The organism is Streptomyces sp. NPDC031479, assembly GCF_055581065.1.
The window spans coordinates 39,245-55,255 of record NZ_JBVIKC010000038.1; the positions used below are offsets into that span (position 1 = coordinate 39,245).

14 protein-coding genes are annotated in these 16,011 nt (G+C 74.2%); 13 read left to right on the forward strand and 1 reads right to left on the reverse strand.

The window, feature by feature from the left end; all coding sequences use genetic code 11:
- Positions 1 to 22 precede the first annotated feature (22 nt).
- Positions 23 to 859: an alpha/beta fold hydrolase gene (locus ACZ5D2_RS30845; RefSeq protein ID WP_331733434.1), complete on the forward strand. Its 837-nt coding sequence runs from the start codon at positions 23 to 25 to the stop codon at positions 857 to 859.
- A 173-nt stretch (positions 860 to 1,032) separates the two neighbouring features.
- Positions 1,033 to 1,950, forward strand: a complete 918-nt coding sequence (locus ACZ5D2_RS30850) for a DMT family transporter (RefSeq protein WP_331733430.1) — start codon at positions 1,033 to 1,035, stop codon at positions 1,948 to 1,950.
- 54 nt (positions 1,951 to 2,004) lie between these two features.
- On the opposite strand, the gene ACZ5D2_RS30855 is transcribed toward ACZ5D2_RS30850, so the two are convergent.
- The gene (locus tag ACZ5D2_RS30855) at positions 2,005 to 2,862 is read right to left on the reverse strand and encodes a helix-turn-helix transcriptional regulator (RefSeq protein WP_331733427.1); all 858 of its coding nucleotides are present in this window, start codon (positions 2,860 to 2,862) and stop codon (positions 2,005 to 2,007) included.
- A 257-nt stretch (positions 2,863 to 3,119) separates the two neighbouring features.
- Here ACZ5D2_RS30855 and ACZ5D2_RS30860 point away from each other — a divergent pair, with 257 nt between their 5' ends.
- The 11 genes from ACZ5D2_RS30860 to ACZ5D2_RS30910 all read left to right on the forward strand — a co-directional run bounded on the left by ACZ5D2_RS30860 (position 3,120) and on the right by ACZ5D2_RS30910 (position 15,992).
- Positions 3,120 to 3,401 (forward strand): hypothetical protein, encoded by a 282-nt coding sequence (locus ACZ5D2_RS30860; protein WP_356225225.1) that lies wholly within the window; start codon positions 3,120 to 3,122, stop codon positions 3,399 to 3,401.
- A 75-nt stretch (positions 3,402 to 3,476) separates the two neighbouring features.
- On the forward strand, positions 3,477 to 4,274 hold the full coding sequence (locus ACZ5D2_RS30865) for a thioesterase II family protein (RefSeq protein WP_331733421.1): 798 nt from the start codon (positions 3,477 to 3,479) through the stop codon (positions 4,272 to 4,274).
- A 38-nt stretch (positions 4,275 to 4,312) separates the two neighbouring features.
- On the forward strand, positions 4,313 to 5,206 hold the full coding sequence (locus tag ACZ5D2_RS30870) for an isocitrate lyase/PEP mutase family protein (RefSeq protein WP_331733418.1): 894 nt from the start codon (positions 4,313 to 4,315) through the stop codon (positions 5,204 to 5,206).
- Positions 5,203 to 6,213 carry a beta-ketoacyl-[acyl-carrier-protein] synthase family protein gene (locus ACZ5D2_RS30875; protein ID WP_468933893.1) on the forward strand — a complete coding sequence of 337 codons (1,011 nt, stop codon included), beginning with the start codon at positions 5,203 to 5,205 and terminating at the stop codon, positions 6,211 to 6,213. Before ACZ5D2_RS30870 ends, ACZ5D2_RS30875 begins: the two co-directional genes overlap by 4 nt.
- A 1-nt stretch (position 6,214) precedes the next feature.
- Positions 6,215 to 8,539, forward strand: a complete 2,325-nt coding sequence (locus tag ACZ5D2_RS30880; protein WP_331733411.1) for an iron-containing redox enzyme family protein — start codon at positions 6,215 to 6,217, stop codon at positions 8,537 to 8,539.
- 11 nt (positions 8,540 to 8,550) lie between these two features.
- The gene (locus tag ACZ5D2_RS30885; protein WP_266845151.1) at positions 8,551 to 9,747 is read left to right on the forward strand and encodes an acyl-CoA dehydrogenase family protein; all 1,197 of its coding nucleotides are present in this window, start codon (positions 8,551 to 8,553) and stop codon (positions 9,745 to 9,747) included.
- A 91-nt stretch (positions 9,748 to 9,838) separates the two neighbouring features.
- Positions 9,839 to 11,035, forward strand: a complete 1,197-nt coding sequence (locus ACZ5D2_RS30890) for a hypothetical protein (protein ID WP_468933898.1) — start codon at positions 9,839 to 9,841, stop codon at positions 11,033 to 11,035.
- Positions 11,036 to 11,125: 90 nt separating this feature from the next.
- Positions 11,126 to 12,196, forward strand: coding sequence for a saccharopine dehydrogenase (locus tag ACZ5D2_RS30895; protein WP_468933901.1), 1,071 nt, complete (start codon positions 11,126 to 11,128; stop codon positions 12,194 to 12,196).
- Positions 12,186 to 13,385, forward strand: a complete 1,200-nt coding sequence (locus ACZ5D2_RS30900) for a saccharopine dehydrogenase family protein (protein WP_468933904.1) — start codon at positions 12,186 to 12,188, stop codon at positions 13,383 to 13,385. The genes ACZ5D2_RS30895 and ACZ5D2_RS30900 overlap by 11 nt, the downstream gene beginning before the upstream one ends.
- Positions 13,382 to 14,749: an ATP-grasp domain-containing protein gene (locus tag ACZ5D2_RS30905; protein WP_468933907.1), complete on the forward strand. Its 1,368-nt coding sequence runs from the start codon at positions 13,382 to 13,384 to the stop codon at positions 14,747 to 14,749. The genes ACZ5D2_RS30900 and ACZ5D2_RS30905 overlap by 4 nt, the downstream gene beginning before the upstream one ends.
- Positions 14,739 to 15,992 (forward strand): MFS transporter, encoded by a 1,254-nt coding sequence (locus ACZ5D2_RS30910; protein ID WP_468933910.1) that lies wholly within the window; start codon positions 14,739 to 14,741, stop codon positions 15,990 to 15,992. Before ACZ5D2_RS30905 ends, ACZ5D2_RS30910 begins: the two co-directional genes overlap by 11 nt.
- Positions 15,993 to 16,011: the final 19 nt, after the last annotated feature.

The window sequence follows — 16,011 nt, forward strand, 5'->3', positions numbered from 1 at the left end:
CGCACGAAGGAGTCACGTCACCATGTCCAGCACCCGTCAGATGTCCTCGCTCCCCGTTCCCGGCGCGACCCTGTACTACCGGCTCGAAGGCTCCGGGCCGTTGCTGCTCATCTCGCAGAGCGGCGAGGGCGACGCGGACCGCACCGTGGACCTGGTCCCGCACCTCACCGACGCCTTCACGGTCCTGACCTACGACCGCCGGGGGCTCTCCCGCAGCCGGCTCGCGGAGCCGGGGCGGACCACCTCCCTCGCCGAGCACGCCGAGGACGTCCACCGGCTGCTGGCCGCCGTCACCGACGAGCCGGCCCTGATGCTCGGATGCAGCCTGGGCGCGGTCATCGGCCTGCACCTGGCCGTCCGTCACCCCGGGCAGGTGTCCACCCTCGTCGCCCACGAGCCGGTCGCCCCGCGTCTGTTGCCGGCGGCCGACCGCGTCCGGCACGAAGCGGAGCTGGTCGGGCTCCGCGAGCTCTACCGCGACGCCGGGCTCGCCGCGACCCTGTCCGAGGTCGCCCGGTCGCTCGGCATAGACCCCGTCCGCCAGGAGACCGAGGCGGACCTCACCCCGCAGCCCATGGACGAGCGCCGCCGCGCCAATTTCGGATATTTCCTGGAGCACGACGTCCTCGCCGCCGCCCGGGACACCCTCGACCCCGCCGCCCTGGCCGGCTCGACGACCCGCATCCTCGCCGCCGTCGGCGCGACCACCCCGGCCACCGTCTTCGACCACGGCTGCGCGACCGCCCTGGCGGAGCTCCTGGGCACCGGGATACACACCTTCCCGGGCGGCCACAACGGCAACACCACCCACCCCCACGCCTATGCCACCCGCCTCCGCACCCTCCTCACCACCCCCTGAGTCCTCATCCGCCGCGCGTGCACCGCCCGGAGTGCCGGAGTCGGGGCGGGGCGGGGCGGGGCCGGATGGGGGCCGGGGTGGGGCCGGCCGGAGGTGGCCGGAGGTAGACCCCGGTGGGGCGCATGCGGGCCAACTCGCCCTCCGCAGAAGGCAATCCCTGCCAACATCGGGGGATGGATCAAACGGCTGGCGAGTCCAGAACCGATCAACGTGCCCTGTCGGCGGCTGCCGTGACCGTCGTGATGTGGGCCTCCGCATTCGTCTCCATCCGCGCGTCCGCCGAGTACTTCGGGCCCGGGGCGCTCGCGCTGGGGCGGCTGCTGACGGCTTCCGTCGCGCTGGGGGTGGTCCTGCTCGTCAAACGGGTGCCGCCGCCGTCGCGGCAGGCGTGGCCCGGGATCCTGGCGTCCGGAGTGCTCTGGTTCGGGCTGTACATGGTGACGCTGAACTGGGGTGAGCAGGGGGTCGACGCCGGTACGGCCGCCATGGTGGTCAACATCGGCCCCATCGTCATCGCCCTCCTCAGCGGCTGGCTGCTCAAGGAGGGTTTCCCGCCGATGCTGCTGGCGGGGATGGGCGTGTCCTTCGTGGGGGCGGCCGTCGTGGGGATGTCCACCTCCAAGGGCGGGAGTTCCTCCCTCACCGGCGTGCTGCTCTGCCTGGTCGCCGCGCTCGCCTACGGCGCCGGGGTGGTGTCGCAGAAGCCCGCCCTGCGGCACGCGAACCCGCTCCAGGTGACCACGTACGGCTGCTTCGTCGGCACGGTCTGCACCCTGCCGTTCGCCGGGCAGCTCATCGACCAGGTCCCGGACGCCCCGCTCACCGCCACCCTCAACATGGTCTACCTGGGCCTCTTCCCGACGGCCCTGGCCTTCACCACCTGGACCTACGCCCTGTCGCGCACCACCGCCGGGAAGATGGGCGCGACGACCTACGCCGTGCCCGCCGTCGTCGTGGTCATCGCCTGGTTCGTCCTCGACGAGGTCCCGGGCTGGCTGACCCTGCTGGGCGGCGCCATCTGCCTCGGCGGCGTGGCCGTCTCCCGCAGACGCCCCCGGCCGGCCCCGCGCCCGGCGGGCGTGCCCGAGTGAGGACCTGACCCCGGGGGATCCCGGCGGGGGCTCCCGCGCCGGGATCCCCCGGGGTCACAGGACGTAGGTGGCCTCGTTGCGGCCCAGGAGGTAGCCGAGCTGTAATCGGTTCAGGGCCCCGAGTTCCTGCTTGATGGCCGCGATGTGGGCCTGGAGGGAACGTTCGCTGATGCCTATGCGGCGTGCGATGGCCTTGTCCGAGTAACCCTCCACCAGTAGTCGACTGATGGACTCCCGGATCGCCGGGACGACCTCGTCGGCCGCCTTCGCCGCGTGCAGCGGGACGAAGGGAAAGGGCTTCGCCCTGTCCCAGGCCTTGTCGAACGTGTCGCGAAGAAATCGTACGATAGTCGGTTCGGTAATGGAGATCGCCGTGGTACGGTCCTCGTTCGCCGAAATGAAGGCGACATCGTCGACAATGATCAAACGGTCAAAGAATTCTTCCAGGGTGCGAACCTGGGCGCCGTATTCCGTTACGGCGCGGACATATTCCTTGGTCGCCTCGTCGAATCTCGTGGTGTGCTGATACAGGGTCCGCATAGCGATCCCCGCCGAGATGTGCCGGCGCACGGATTCCAGCGCGTCCTTCAGCACCGCGCTCGGCCGCGCCCCGTCGGGCTGCGCCGTGAGGATGTCCCGGCGGACCGCGCCCAGTGCCTCGTTGATCGCCGTCGAGATGCTGCCCAGGCCGTGCAGGTACCGCACTCCGGGTCCCACGACCTCCTCGTCCGGACGGGACTCCACCGCGGGCGCCGGGGTGGGCCGGGCCGCCTGCTGTGCGGCTTCCTGCGCCAGCAGGCCCAGGTGCGTTGCGAGTTCCCGCAAGAACGCCTGCGGTTCCCCCGCCGCAGCCGCGCACAGCGCTTCAGGTGCACCGCTTTGTGCGGTTTTGACGTATTTAACTACGTCCACGTGCCACCCCTGTCTGTCCGGTATGCAGCTGTTTATGGCGGTTGAGACCCCGTGGGTTCCCGCAATGCGTAAACCGGAGCCATCGTAGGTCTACCTCGTCGTGACCCGGCAGGGGAGATTTGGTCTCACCGCAGGAACGAACACCGACAAGGCGCCCCGGAGATCACCACCGCCGGAAACCCGCCTCGGTTTGGCGTTCCTGGAATGGCCGAAGACGAAACGACTTGAGGGGACTGGGCAAAATGGGGAAGAACCACATGGTGACTCGTCGGGCCGGCCGCGTTTCGGGAATCCGCGGCCGCGCGGTTCTCGCCGCCGCGGGCATCGCCCTCGGCGTCGGTACGGCGGTCACCGGCCTCGCCCACGGTGCCTCCACGGCCGACTCCGTCAGCCACCTGCGCCTCGGCGATGTCGGCTGGAACAACGCGAACCCGCACGTCGTCGCCGGTGACGCCGGTGACGTCGGCTGGAACAACCCGCAGCCCGGCACCACCCCCACCCCCCAGCCCACCTCCACCAACGACGTTGGCTGGAACTGATCCACCGCCACGGCCCCGTACTGCACTGCTTCCCCTCCCGCCTCCGACCGACCGGCAAAGGAATGGCTGATCCTCGTGGTTCCCTCGCCCTGGTTCCTGACGTCCGAGACCACGCCCGGCCCTGACCCCGCCGCCCGCGTCTACTGCTTCCCGCACGCAGGCGGGAACCCCCGGACCTTCCTCGACTGGCAGCCCGCCATGGGGCCCGACGCGCGGATCCTCGCCGTCTGCCCGCCCGGCCGCGGCCACCGCTTCCGCGAACCGGCCCCCGCCTCCCTCGCCGAGCTCGCCGACGGCGCCGCCACCGCCATCGCCCTCGCCGCCGACGCCGACCGGCCCTTCCTCCTCTTCGGCCACAGCTTCGGCGCCGCCCTCGCCTTCGAGGTCGCCCGCCGCCTCGACGGCATCCGCGGTTTCGCCGGCCTCGTCGCCTCCGGCTGCTCCGCCCCCTCGCTGCTGCCGACCCCCCGCGTGGTCGAGGCCGCCGCACTGGAGGGCCGCGCCTTCACCGAGGCCGTACGGTTCTTCGGCGGACTGCCCCCCGAGGTGATCGAGGACGAAGCCGTCCAGGAACTGCTCCTGCCGCACCTGAAGGCCGACTTCCGGATGGTCGCCGGCTACCGCTACGCGCCGGACACCCCCCTCACGGTCCCGCTCGTCCTCCTCAACGGTGCCGACGACCCCCACGTCAGCCCCGCCGCGCTCGGCCCCTGGGCCCGCGAGTGCGCCACCGAACCGGAGCTCCACTGGACGCCCGGCGGCCACTTCTACTTCGAGGACCGGCCGCACGCCGTCACCGCCGTCCTGCGCCCCCTGGCCCGCGCGGCCGCGGCGCCGACCCGCAGCGGAGATGAGTACGTTGAGCTGATCTGAACCACCGGCCGACGCACCCCAGCCCTTGCGAGGAACCCATGACCAGCACCACCGACGCGGCCCGACTGCGGCGCGCCGTCACCTTCCGGGACCTGCACACCGGTCCCCGCCCCTTCGTCGTCCCCAACCCCTGGGACGCCGGCACCGCACGCATCCTGGCGTCCCTCGGCTTCGCCGCCCTCGCCACCACCGGCGCGGGGCTTGCCCACAGCCTCGGCCGTCCCGACGGCGCCAACCGGCTCACCCGCGCCGAGATCCTGGACAACGCCGCCGCGATCGTGGACGCCACCGGCCTGCCCGTCACCGCCGACCTGGAGAGCGGCTTCGGGGAACGCCCCGAGGACGTCGCCGAGACCATCCGGCTGGCCGCCGCCGCCGGGCTGGTCGGCGGCTCCGTAGAGGACTCCACGGGCCGCGACGAGGACCCCGTGCGCCCGCTCGACGAAGCCGTGGAACGGGTCGCCGCCGCCGTCGAGGCCGCGAAGGGACTCGACTTCCCCTTCACCGTCACCGCCCGCGCCGAGAACTTCTTCCAGGGCCTGCCCGACCTCGACGACACCATCCGCCGCCTGAAGGCGTACGAGGCCGCCGGCGCCGACGTGCTCTACGCCCCGGGCCTGCCGGACGCCGAGTCCGTCCGCGCGGTCTGCTCCGCCGTGGACCGGCCCGTCAACGTCCTGATGACCGGCGCCCTCAAGCTGTCCGTCGCCGACCTCGGAGACCTCGGCGTGCGCCGCGTCAGCACCGGCTCGGCCCTGTCCCGCGCGGCCCTCGGCGCCCTCGTCCGCGCCGCCCGTGAGATCACCGGGTCCGGCACCTTCGACTTCGGCCTGGACGCCCTCCCGTACGCCGAGGCCAACGCCCTCCTGGCCCCCGCGGCCCCCGCCCCGTCCGCCCCGTCCGCCGACCGAGAGAGCGATCCGGCACCGTGAGCCTTCCGTACGCGTCACCCGCCGCCTCCGCGTTATCCGCGGCCCCCGCCGTCCACCTGTCCGCGCCCCGCTACGTCCTCGGTGAACTCCCCGCCGCCCACACCACGGTCGACGGTCTGGCGGAGCGGGCCCGTACGTTCGGCATGCCTCCCCGTGCCGAACTGTGGGGCTGGGGCACCGTCCACCGCACCGCCAAGGCCCTGGAGACCCTCGCCGCCGAGACCGCCCGCGCCACCCTCGACGGCGCGGGCGCCGCCCCGGCGGACGTGGACTGCCTCATCCTGTGCTCCACCCGCTTCCCCGGCGGCCCCCGCACCCACGGCGCGTTCGTGGAGAACGTCATGGCCGCCACCGGCCTCGGCGCGGCCGCCTTCACCGGCCTCACCCTCGGCCGCTGCGCCAACCTCCTCGCCGGCATCCGCACCGGACAGGCCTACGTCGCCTCCGGCATGCACCGCAGGGTCATGGTCGTCACCGCCGACCGGGTCACCGACGAGTCCGTCCGCATGGAGAACTTCGCGCTCTTCAGCGACGGCGCCGCCTCGTGCCTGATCAGCGCCGACCCCCTCGGCCCGGACGCCTACGAGATCGTCGCGGGCGCCAGCGCCCAGGACCCGGCCGGCCTCGACTGGTCCAACGAGATCAGCTCCGACCTCGCCCGCGAGGTCAACCGGCAGATCCTCGAAGAGGCCGGCATGAAGATCGGCGACATCCAGGGGGTGCTCCACCCCAACCTCTACAAGCCGCTGGTCGTCCTCAAGGAACGCCAGGCCGGCTTCACCCGCGAACAGCTCTTCCTGGACAACATCCCGCGCGTGGGCCACTGCTTCGCCGCCGACCCGCTGATCAACCTCGTCGACCGGGAGGCGGCCGGGGAGCTGAGGCCCCGCGGACACTACCTGCTCGCCTCCAGCGTCCCGGGCGTGCGGATCGGCGTCCTGCTGCGCAAGCTCCCCGCGACCGCCGCCGCGAGCGCCACCGACTCCGCCCGGCAGGGGGACCACTGACATGGACGCGCCCCTCACCCCCGGCGAGGAGACCTCCCTCGACATGGCGCGCGGCTTCTTCGCGCCCGCCTTCACCCTCCCCGACCTGACCACCTCCCTGCCGCCCGGCCCCTTCGAGGCCTCCCCGGCCGGTGCGGCCGAGGCCGCGCGGATCACCGCCCTGCCCCCCGCGGGCCTGTTCCGCCGGCTCCTCGCCGACCAGGAGAGCGAGGGCGTCCTGCTCGCCGCCCGCCGGGTCCTCGCCGCCTTCCTGGCCCCCGAGCCCGACGAACCGGAGCTGCGGGACCCTGCCGACGCCGACGAGGCCGCGGCCCAGGTGCTGGCGGCCCGCGCCGAACTCGCCGCCGTCCTCGCCCCGCTGCGCACCCACCCCGACCCCGAGGTGCGCACGGCCGTGCTGCGCCAGCGCGCCCCCCTGGCGCTGACCGGCGGCTGCTGGCTGGACACCCTCTCGCAGGCCGCGACCCAGCCCGCCGAGATCGTGGGCCGCCTCTTCGGGCAGCACTGGCTGCTCCAGGGCGAGGGCACCGCCGAGGCCGGCATGCTCGGCCGGCGCCGCCGGGCCCTGGTCGGCCACGGCGTGTTCCTGTCCGGGGTGGAGGCCGCCGCCTTCCTCGACGAGACCGGCGCCCGCCCGCTCACCGCCCTGCACGGCGCCTTCCACCTGGCCCTGTCCCGGCTGCCGGCCTCCTTCCTCCCCGAGGTCGTCGGCGTCCACTACGCCGCCCACGCGCTCGGCCTGGACGACCTGCTGCTCGGCATCGAGCCGATGCTCGCCGAGAGCGACGTGCGCCCGCTGCTCGCCGAGTACCTCTCCTTCACCGCGCAGTCGCCCACCGGAGCCGAGGACCGCCGCCGCGCGCTGGCCGCCGTACGCCTCCTCGTACGCCTGGAACGCGAGCACACCGCGGCCCTCGCCGAGCTCGCCGCCTGGCACGACGGGCTGTCGCTGGACGCCCGGGTCGCGCGGATCGTCGAGCGGCACGCGCCGCACGCGGGCCGCCAGCACCGCGCGGTGCGCCTCGGCACCCGCAAGCTCACCGACTGGCTCGACGACGGGCAGCTCGACCCGGCCGCCTTCGTACGGGAGTTCCGCACCGCCCGCCAGATCCGGCCCGCCCGCGACGGCGGCCCCTGCCGCTTCCTGAAGTCCATCAAGTTCGGCGGCCCCATGTTCGGCATCTTCGACGAGCGGGAGGCGGCCGTCCTGGCAGCCTGGGCGCAGGCCGTCGCCGACGGCGAGCCCGCGGGCGCGGACCTCGTGCCCACCACCGCGGGCGACGAGCCGGCCCGTGCCTGGAGCGGCCGGCTCGCCACGGTGCGGCCCACCGACGTGCTGGTCCGCGAACCCGAGGACCCCGGCGACCACCGCCGCTTCTTCCACCGCCTCGTCACCTTCGAGCGCCACCCGAACGTGCTGCCGCAGGCCCGCGCCCGCGCCGAGGCCGGGCTGGCCGACGCCGAACTGCTCTTCGCGCACGGGGCAGGCGGCGTGCTGACCGACGCGAGCTGGTTCCCGTACACGCCCGAGGCGCTGATGGAGCGGGTCGAGCGGATCTACTGGGACAAGCTGGTGGACCCGTACGAGCCGCTCACCGAGATCCCCTCCCGCGACGAAGTGGTCTTCGAGCAGTCGACGTACGCCCTCGGCAGCCTCATCGACGGCACCTGGGCGCACCGCATCGGCAACCTGGGCCGCCGCGGCCGGCGCAGCGACGACCTGCTCTTCTCCATCTACGCGGACGAGATGGGCCGCGGCGACATGGCCAAGAACCACATCACGATCATCCACAAGGTGCTGGCCAGCATGGACATGGACCTGCCGCACATCCGGCAGGAGGCGTTCCTGCACCAGGGCGACCTGCCGGACCACCTGTACGGCTTCTCCATCCACCAGGTGTGCCTGTCGCTTTTCCCCGACAGCCTCTACAACGAGATCCTCGGCTACAACCTGGGCATCGAGATGTTCGGCCTCGGCGCGATGCGGCTGCACGAGATCCAGAAGCTGCGCCGCCACGGCCTCGACGTCTCCTACGAAGAGGCCCACCTGTCCATCGACAACTTCTCGGCGGGCCACGCCCGCCAGTCGGCCGAGATCGTCGTGGCCTACCTCGACGAGGTGCTGCGCGGTTCCGGCGAGGAGGCGGTGCAGCGCGAGTGGCGCCGCATCTGGCGCGGTTACGCCTCCTTCGCCTACTTCGTCGAGCACGCCCTGGTGAAGCGGGTCCGCGCCGGGGCGTCCGATTCGGGCGGGCCCGCCTCCGGAACCCCCGCCGCCGGTCCCGTCGACGCCCCTGCCGACACCCCCGCCGACCTGGTCATCTGAGGAGCCGGACGATGGAACTGACGACGAGCTTCGACCCCGAGGTCCTCGCCCTGCCCTTCTACGAGGACTCCCACCGCCGCCTCGCCGAGGAGGCGGGGGCCTGGTGCGACAGCAACCGGGTGCTGTGGGAGGAGATCCGCGCCCTCGACCCGGACGCGGCCGGGCGCCGGCTCGTGCGCGCCCTGGGCGCGGCGGGCTGGCTGGCCGAACTGGACCCCCGGGGCGCGCCGGTGGACGACTTCCGCGCGGTGTGCCTGCGCCGCGAGGCCCTCGCGTACGCGGAGGACCTCGCCGACTTCGCCTTCTCCATCCAGGCGCTGGCCGCGACCCCGCTGCTGCGCTTCGGCAGCGAGGCGCAGCGCCGCCGCTACCTGCCGGGGATGGCCGCGGGGACCCTGATCGGGGCCTTCGCGGTCTCCGAGAAGGAGGCCGGCTCGGACGTGGCCTCGGTGGGGCTGGAGGCGGTGAAGGACGCGGCGGACGGTTCGTACGTGCTCGACGGGCGCAAGGCCTGGATCGCCAACGGGACCATCGCCGACGTGTTCGTCGTCATCGCCCGCACCGGGCAGGGCCCCGGCCCGCTGGGGCTGTCCGCCTTCCTGGTGCCCGCGTCGACCCCCGGGCTGCGGGTCGAGCGGATCGACGCGATCGCCCCGCGGTCCTTCGCGCACCTGTCCTTCGAAGGGTGCCGGCTGCCCGCGGACGCGCTGCTGGGGCGGCCGGGGAAGGGGTTCGTGGTCGCGGTCGACCTGCTGGAGCGGTTCCGTACGACGGTCGGCGCGGCGGCCCTCGGATTCGCCCGGCGGGCCTTCGACACCGCGCTCGCCCACGTCCTGGGGCGGGAGGCGTACGGGGCCACCCTGTTCGACCTCCAGCTGGTGAAGGCCTCCCTCGCCGACATGGAGGTGCAGCTGAACGCGGCCGCGCTGCTCGTGGCGCGGGCCGCCTGGGAGACCGACCGCGGCAGCCGGCGGTTCGCCCGCCACTCCAACATCGCGAAGGTGCACGCCACCGAGGCCGCCCAGGGGGTCGTCGACTCCGCCGTGCAGCTGCTCGGGGCGGCGGGCATCGTGCAGGGCTCGGTCACCGAGCGGCTGTACCGGCAGATCCGCTCCCTGCGCGTCTACGAGGGCACCTCGGAGGTGCTGAGGATGGCCATCGCGGGCTCCCTCGACATGCGCAGGGCGGCCCGCGCGGCGGCCGCCTGACCCTTCTCCACCCGCCCGGCCGGCCCTCCTCGCCTGCCCGCCCCCGCTTCACCCGCTCGGCCCGCACCACCCGTTCGACAAGGAGTCACCAGTGAGCAGCACCACGACCCTCAGCCCCGTCGAGGCCGTCCGCCTCCCGGACCCCTACCCCTTCTACGCGCGCCTGGTGGCCGAGCGCCCCTTCGTCTTCGACGAGGCGCTGGGGGCCTGGGTGGCGGCCGACGCGGCCGCGGTGCGCGCGGTGCTCGGCAGCGGCGTGCTGCGGGTACGGCCGGTGGCGGAGCCGGTCCCGGCCGGGATCGCCGGCACGGCGGCGGGCGAGGTGTTCGGGCAGCTGGTGCGGATGACCGACGGCGCGGCGGCGGCCCGCCTGAAGGGGGCCGTCGCGGGGGCCCTGGCCGGCGCCGACACCGTGTACGCGGGGGAACTGGCGGCCAGGTTCACCCGTGAGGCGCTCGCCGCGGGCGGCGAAGTCCCCTACGAGGAGCTGATGTTCGGGGTCCCGGCGCGGGTGGTCGCGGTGCTCGCCGGGCTGACCGGGGGCGCCGACCGCGAGGCGGCCCGCGCGATCGCCGACTTCGTCCGCTGCATCCCCGCCACCGCGGGTCCCGAGGACCGGGAGGCGGCCGCGGTGGCCGCCGTCCGGCTGCGCGAACTCCTCGGCCCGGTACTGGACTCGGCCGCCGCCGCGGGCCCGGAGGAGGGGCCGGGGGCGGCGTCCGGTGCCGGGATCCGGGAGGGGTACGGCGCCGGCCGGGCGCACGGACTGCTCGCCGGGCTGGTGCGGGCCGCCGACCGGGAGGGCCTGGTCGACCTCGGGCCGCTGCTCTCCAACGCCATCGGCTTCCTCTCCCAGACCTACGACGCCACCGCCGGGCTCATCGGCAACACCCTGGTCGCCCTCGCCCGGGGCACGCAGGCCCCCGACACGGGTGCGCTCGTGCGCGAGGTGGTCCGCCACGACGCCCCGATCCAGAACACCCGCCGCTTCGCCGCCGGGTCCTTCACCCACGCGGGCTCCACGGTGGAACCCGGGCAGCAGCTCCTCGTGGTGCTCGCCGCCGCCAACCGGGACCCCGCCGTCAACGCGGACCCCCACACCCTGCACCCCGGCCGGGTGAATCCCGTGATCTTCACCTTCGGCGCGGCGGCCCACCGCTGCCCGGGGGAGCGGCTCGCCGTGGCGCTCGCCACCGCCGTCGTCACCGAACTGCGCACGGCAGGCTGGAGCACCACAGCGACCCCCGCCTACCGCCCTCTGGCGAACGCCCGGATCCCGCTCCTCTAGCGCGCAGGCACTCCCAGGACGTCGCCCCCGCAACCGCGATCAGGCCGGGGGTCTACCACCCCTATGCCTTCAGACAGGACAAAACGCACCATGTCGGACAGTACTCACCTCTGGATGCGCCACGAGGCCCGCCCCACCGAGCGCCGCGCCCCCCTCACCCCGCACGACGCGGGCCGCCTGGTGGAGGCCGGGGTCCGGATCACCGTCGAGGAGTCGGACCAGCGCGCCTTCCCCCTCGCCGACTACGCCGCCGCCGGCTGCGCCACCGCCCCCACCGCCTCCTGGGACGCACAGGCCCCCGCCGACGCCTACGTCCTCGGCCTCAAGGAACTCCCCGCCGGTCCCGGGGCACCCGCCCTGCGCCACCGCCACATCTACTTCGCCCACGCCTACAAGGGCCAGTCGGGCGCCGCCGAACTGCTCTCCCGCTTCACCGCCGGCGGCGGCGCCCTGCTCGACCTGGAGTACCTCACCGACGAAGCCGGCCGGCGCGTCGCCGCCTTCGGCTACTGGGCCGGCTACATCGGCGCAGCCCTCGCCGTCCTGCACCACCGCGGCGCCCTCACCCCCCCGCTGCGTCCGACCGACCGGCCCGCCCTCGACGCCCTCCTCGCCTCCGGCGCCACCGCCGGCGACCCCACCACCGCCCTCGTCGTCGGAGCCCTCGGCCGCAGCGGCCGCGGCGCCTGCGACGCCCTCGTCCGGGCCGGACTGGAACCCACCCGCTGGGACCTCGCCGAGACCCGCTCCCTGGACCGGGCCGCGCTGCTCGGCCACGACCTGATGGTCAACACCGTCCTGACCACCACCCCCGTACCGCCGTTCCTGACCAAGGCCGACCTCGACGACCCCGCCCGCCGCCTCTCCCTCCTCTCCGACGTCACCTGCGACGTCACCTCCGACTGCAACGTCCTGCCGGTCTACGACGAGACCACCACCTGGACCGAGCCCGTCCGCCCCCTGCGCGCCGAGGCCCCCCGCCTCGACCTCATCGCCATCGACAACCTCCCCTCCCTCCTCCCCGTCGAGGCCAGCACCGCCTTCTCCGCCGAACTCGCCCCGCACCTGATGCGCCTGGCCGAGTGGGACGGCGTCTGGGCCCGCGCCCTGCACACCTACCGGACCGCAGTCGAAGCCCAGGAGGCCCCCCTTGTCCGCTGACCCGCCCTCACCCGCCGCGGCGCCGGCGTCCGGCACCGTCCACTGGATAGGCACCGGCCTGTCCACCGGCCGCTCCGGCCTGTCCCTCGTCTGCGAGCGCGCCCGTCGCGTGGTCCTGTGGGACCGCACCACCGACCGCGCCACCGCCCGCCTGGCCGCCCACGGCCTCGCGGGCCGCGCGGAGGTCCGCGCCCTCACCCCGGCCGCCCTGGCGGACGGGGTGGGCCCCGGCGACGTCCTCGTCTCCATGCTCCCCGCCGCCGAACACCCGGCGCTGCTGCGTCTGGCGACCGACCGCGGGGCCCACTTCGCCTGCACCAGCTACGTCTCCCCGGAAATCGCCGCGCTCGCCGGCGCCGCCGCCGCGCGGACCCGTACCGTCGTGCTCACCGAGGCCGGACTCGACCCCGGCATCGACCACCTGATGGCCCACGACCTGGTCGCCCGGGGCCGCGAGGCCATCGGCCCGGCACCGGCGACCGCCGCGTTCACCTCCTACTGCGGAGGGGTCCCGGCGGTCCCCAACGCCTTCCGCTACCGCTTCAGCTGGGCCCCGTACGGGGTCCTCGCGGCCCTCGGCTCCCCGGCCCGGCACATCGACTCCGGGGCCGAACGCACCGCCGCCCGCCCCTGGGAGGCCACCCGGCCGCTGGTCCTGGCGGGCGAGGAGTTCGAGGTCTACCCCAACCGCGACAGCCTCCCCTTCGTCGCCCAGTACGGCATCCCGCACCAGTGGCAGCTCGCCACCTTCGTCCGCGGCACCCTGCGCAACGCGGGCTGGCGCACCGCCTGGAAGGAGGTCTTCGACACCGTCTCCGCGGGCGACCCCGCGGCCGTCCGCGCGCTGGCCGCGGCCCTCGCCGCCCGCTACCCCACCACCCCCGCCGACCGCGACCGCGTCGTCCTGTCGGTCTCCCTCGAACTGCGCACCGCCGCCGGGACCCGCTGGCGCGGCTCCCACCTGCTGGACCTCACCGGCGACGGCGAAGAGTCCGCGATGGCCCGCTGCGTCTCCCTCCCCGTCGCCTACGGAGTGACCCGCATCCTGGCCGGCGCCCTCCCCGCCGGCCTCAACCGGGCCGCCGAGACGCCCCGGGAGACCACCCGCTGGCTCACCTTCCTCGCCGCCCACGGCCTGGGCGGGACCTGCGAAGAAACCTCCTCCACCCCCTCAGGAGTCCCGGCATGACCCACCCGACCGCGCAACCGTCCCACCCCGCCGCCCACGAGCCGCTCCCCGAGGCCTTCGTCCTCACCGGCGCCTTCCGGGTCGTCTGCCGCAACCCCCGCTACCTGGAGGAACTCGCCGCCCGCGGCCTGAGGATCCTCCTGATCACCCCCGAGTCGTACCGGGACGCCGCCGAGACAGCCCGCAAGGACCCCGACCACCCGGCCTCCCTGATCGACGAGATCGCCTACGTCGACGGCTCCCTCGACCTCGACGGCTCCTTCACCCCCGGCTTCGCCGCCCGGGCCCGCGCCTGGCACGGCCGCTACACCGTGCGCGGCGCCTACGCCGTCGGCGAGACCCTGGTCGAGCAGACCGGCCTGCTGTGCGACGCGCTCGGCCTGCCCGGACCCGGACTGCGCGCCACCCGCGTCTGCCGCAGCAAGTACCTCCAGCGCTGGTACCTCGACGCCTTCGGCCCGGCCTGCCTGGTGGTGCCGCCCGGCGGCCGAGAGGACGCCGACCTGACCGCGCTGACCTACCCGGTCGTCGCCAAACCCGCCACCCGGCACTCCAGTTCGGGCGTGGTCGCCGTCGAGGACGCCGGGGCGATGCGCGCCCTGCTGATGGAGTACCCCGCCCACGAGACCGTGCTGATCGAGGAGAAGGCCACCGGCCAGGAGTACTCCGTCGAGACCCTCGTCCAGCACGGCGAGCCCGTCTTCGCGTCGGTGACCCGCAAGGAGACCACCGAGTCCGGCGCGCACACCTTCGTGGAGCTCGCCCACTCCGTCCCGGACCCGTCCGGCGGGCACGACGCGGTCCTGCGGGACGCCAACCGCCGGATGCTGGACGTCCTCGGCTTCCGCGACGGCATCGCCCACTCCGAGTGGCGCGTCGGCGCCGACGGCCGCCCCTGCCTGATGGAGGTCGCCGCCCGCACCCCCGGCGACGGCCTGCTCGCCCTCTACCACCTGGCCACCGGGCAGCCGATGGAACCCGAGATCATCAAGATCGCCCTGGGCGAGCCCGCCTCCTACCCGGCCCCGCGCCGCTTCACCCGCCAGGTCTACCTGGACCACGCCCCGGGAGTCCTCGCCGACGTCACCCTCGACCGGCCCGGCGTACGCCCCCAGTGGGTGGGCGAGGCCGGGATGTGGCCCGAGTGGGTCCCGGGCGCCGCCGGGGACCCGGCCGCGCTGCGCGCGCTCCTCGTCCTGAAGGAGGCCGGCGCCCGGCTGGGCCCGCTCGCCAGCTCCGACGACCGCGCCGTGACCTTCCTCCTCGACGCCCCGACCGCGGACGCCCTGGACGAAATGGAGCGGTCCGTACGGGCCGCCGTCACCGTCGTCACCGAACCGGAGGCCGGCGCCGATGAGCACTGACGTCCGCCCCGCCGAGGCCGCCCCGGAGCCGGCGGCCGCGCCCGCCGCCCCCGGGGTGTGGGTGACCTTCAAGGAGGCCCCGCGCGCGGTGAAGACCGTACTGGCCGGGGTGCTCGTCAACCGGCTCAGCGGCTTCCTGCACGTCTTCCTCGTCCTCTTCCTCACCGCCGAGGGCTACTCGAAGGGCCACACGGTCATCGCCCTGGGCGTCTACGGCGGCGGGGCCGTCGCCGGCTCCCTGGCCGGCGGCACCCTCGCCGACCGGCTCGGCATCCGCGGCGCCACCGTGCTCTCCATGAGCAGTACGGCCGTGCTCACCGCGGCCCTCCTCTACCTGTCCGACTTCACCCTGCTGCTCTGCGCCATCGCCCTCGTCAGCCTGGGCGCCCAGCTGTTCCGTCCCGCGTCGGCCACCCTGCTCGCCGAGCAGACCGACGGCGACCGGCAGATCATGATCTTCGCGATGTACCGCTTCGGCCTCAACGTCGGCGCGACCGCCGCCCCGCTGCTGGGCTACGCGCTCTACAACGCCGGCGGGCAGACGTACACCCTGCTGTTCTGGGGAGAGGCCGCCCTCGCCCTCGCCTACGCGCTCGTCGCACGGGCCACCCTGCCCGCCAGGAGCCCGGTCCGCACCGGGACGATGCGCGAGGCCGCCCCCACCGGCGGCTACGGCGCGGTCCTGCGCGACCGCCGCTACCTGCTCTACCTCGTCGCCGCCTTCTTCCACTCCGCCGTCTACATGCAGTACCTGTCCACGCTCCCGCTGTCCCTGAAGGACGCGCACATCGCGCTCTTCTGGTACACCTTCGCGGTCGCGCTCAACGGCTTCATCGTCATCGCCTTCGAGCTGCTGGTCACCAAGGTCTCGCAGCGCTGGCCCCTGAAGATCACCATCGGCCTGGGCTTCGCCCTCGTCGGTGCCGGCGTCGCCTGCTACGGACTGCCGATCGGGCCCGCCGCCGTGGTCATCGGCACCCTCGTCTGGTCCCTGGGCGAGATCCTCGGCGGCCCCGCCGTCTTCGCCTACCCGGCCGGCGCCGGGCCCGAGGCGCTGCGCTCCCGCTACATCGGCAGCTTCCAGTTCACCTTCGGCCTGGGCTCCGCCCTCGGGCCGATGGCCGGCACCTGGCTCTTCCTCCAGTACGGCCAGCTCGTCTGGCCGCTGGTCGGCGCCTGCTCCCTGCTCGCCACCCTGTTCGGCCTGATCGCCGTACGCACGCGCCCGGCCGCCGCGGCCTAGCGCTCCCCACCCCACCCCC

Excerpts from the sequence above, each read along its gene's own strand:
- ACZ5D2_RS30845 (WP_331733434.1), top strand. The coding sequence starts at position 23 with ATGTCCAGCACCCGTCAGATGTCCTCGCTCCCCGTTCCCGGCGCGACC.
- ACZ5D2_RS30860 (WP_356225225.1), top strand. The coding sequence starts at position 3,120 with ATGGTGACTCGTCGGGCCGGCCGCGTTTCGGGAATCCGCGGCCGCGCG.
- ACZ5D2_RS30905 (WP_468933907.1), top strand. The coding sequence starts at position 13,382 with ATGACCCACCCGACCGCGCAACCGTCCCACCCCGCCGCCCACGAGCCG.
- ACZ5D2_RS30910 (WP_468933910.1), top strand. The coding sequence starts at position 14,739 with ATGAGCACTGACGTCCGCCCCGCCGAGGCCGCCCCGGAGCCGGCGGCC.
- ACZ5D2_RS30880 (WP_331733411.1), top strand. The coding sequence starts at position 6,215 with ATGGACGCGCCCCTCACCCCCGGCGAGGAGACCTCCCTCGACATGGCG.
- ACZ5D2_RS30885 (WP_266845151.1), top strand. The coding sequence starts at position 8,551 with ATGGAACTGACGACGAGCTTCGACCCCGAGGTCCTCGCCCTGCCCTTC.
- ACZ5D2_RS30870 (WP_331733418.1), top strand. The coding sequence starts at position 4,313 with ATGACCAGCACCACCGACGCGGCCCGACTGCGGCGCGCCGTCACCTTC.
- ACZ5D2_RS30850 (WP_331733430.1), top strand. The coding sequence starts at position 1,033 with ATGGATCAAACGGCTGGCGAGTCCAGAACCGATCAACGTGCCCTGTCG.
- ACZ5D2_RS30895 (WP_468933901.1), top strand. The coding sequence starts at position 11,126 with ATGTCGGACAGTACTCACCTCTGGATGCGCCACGAGGCCCGCCCCACC.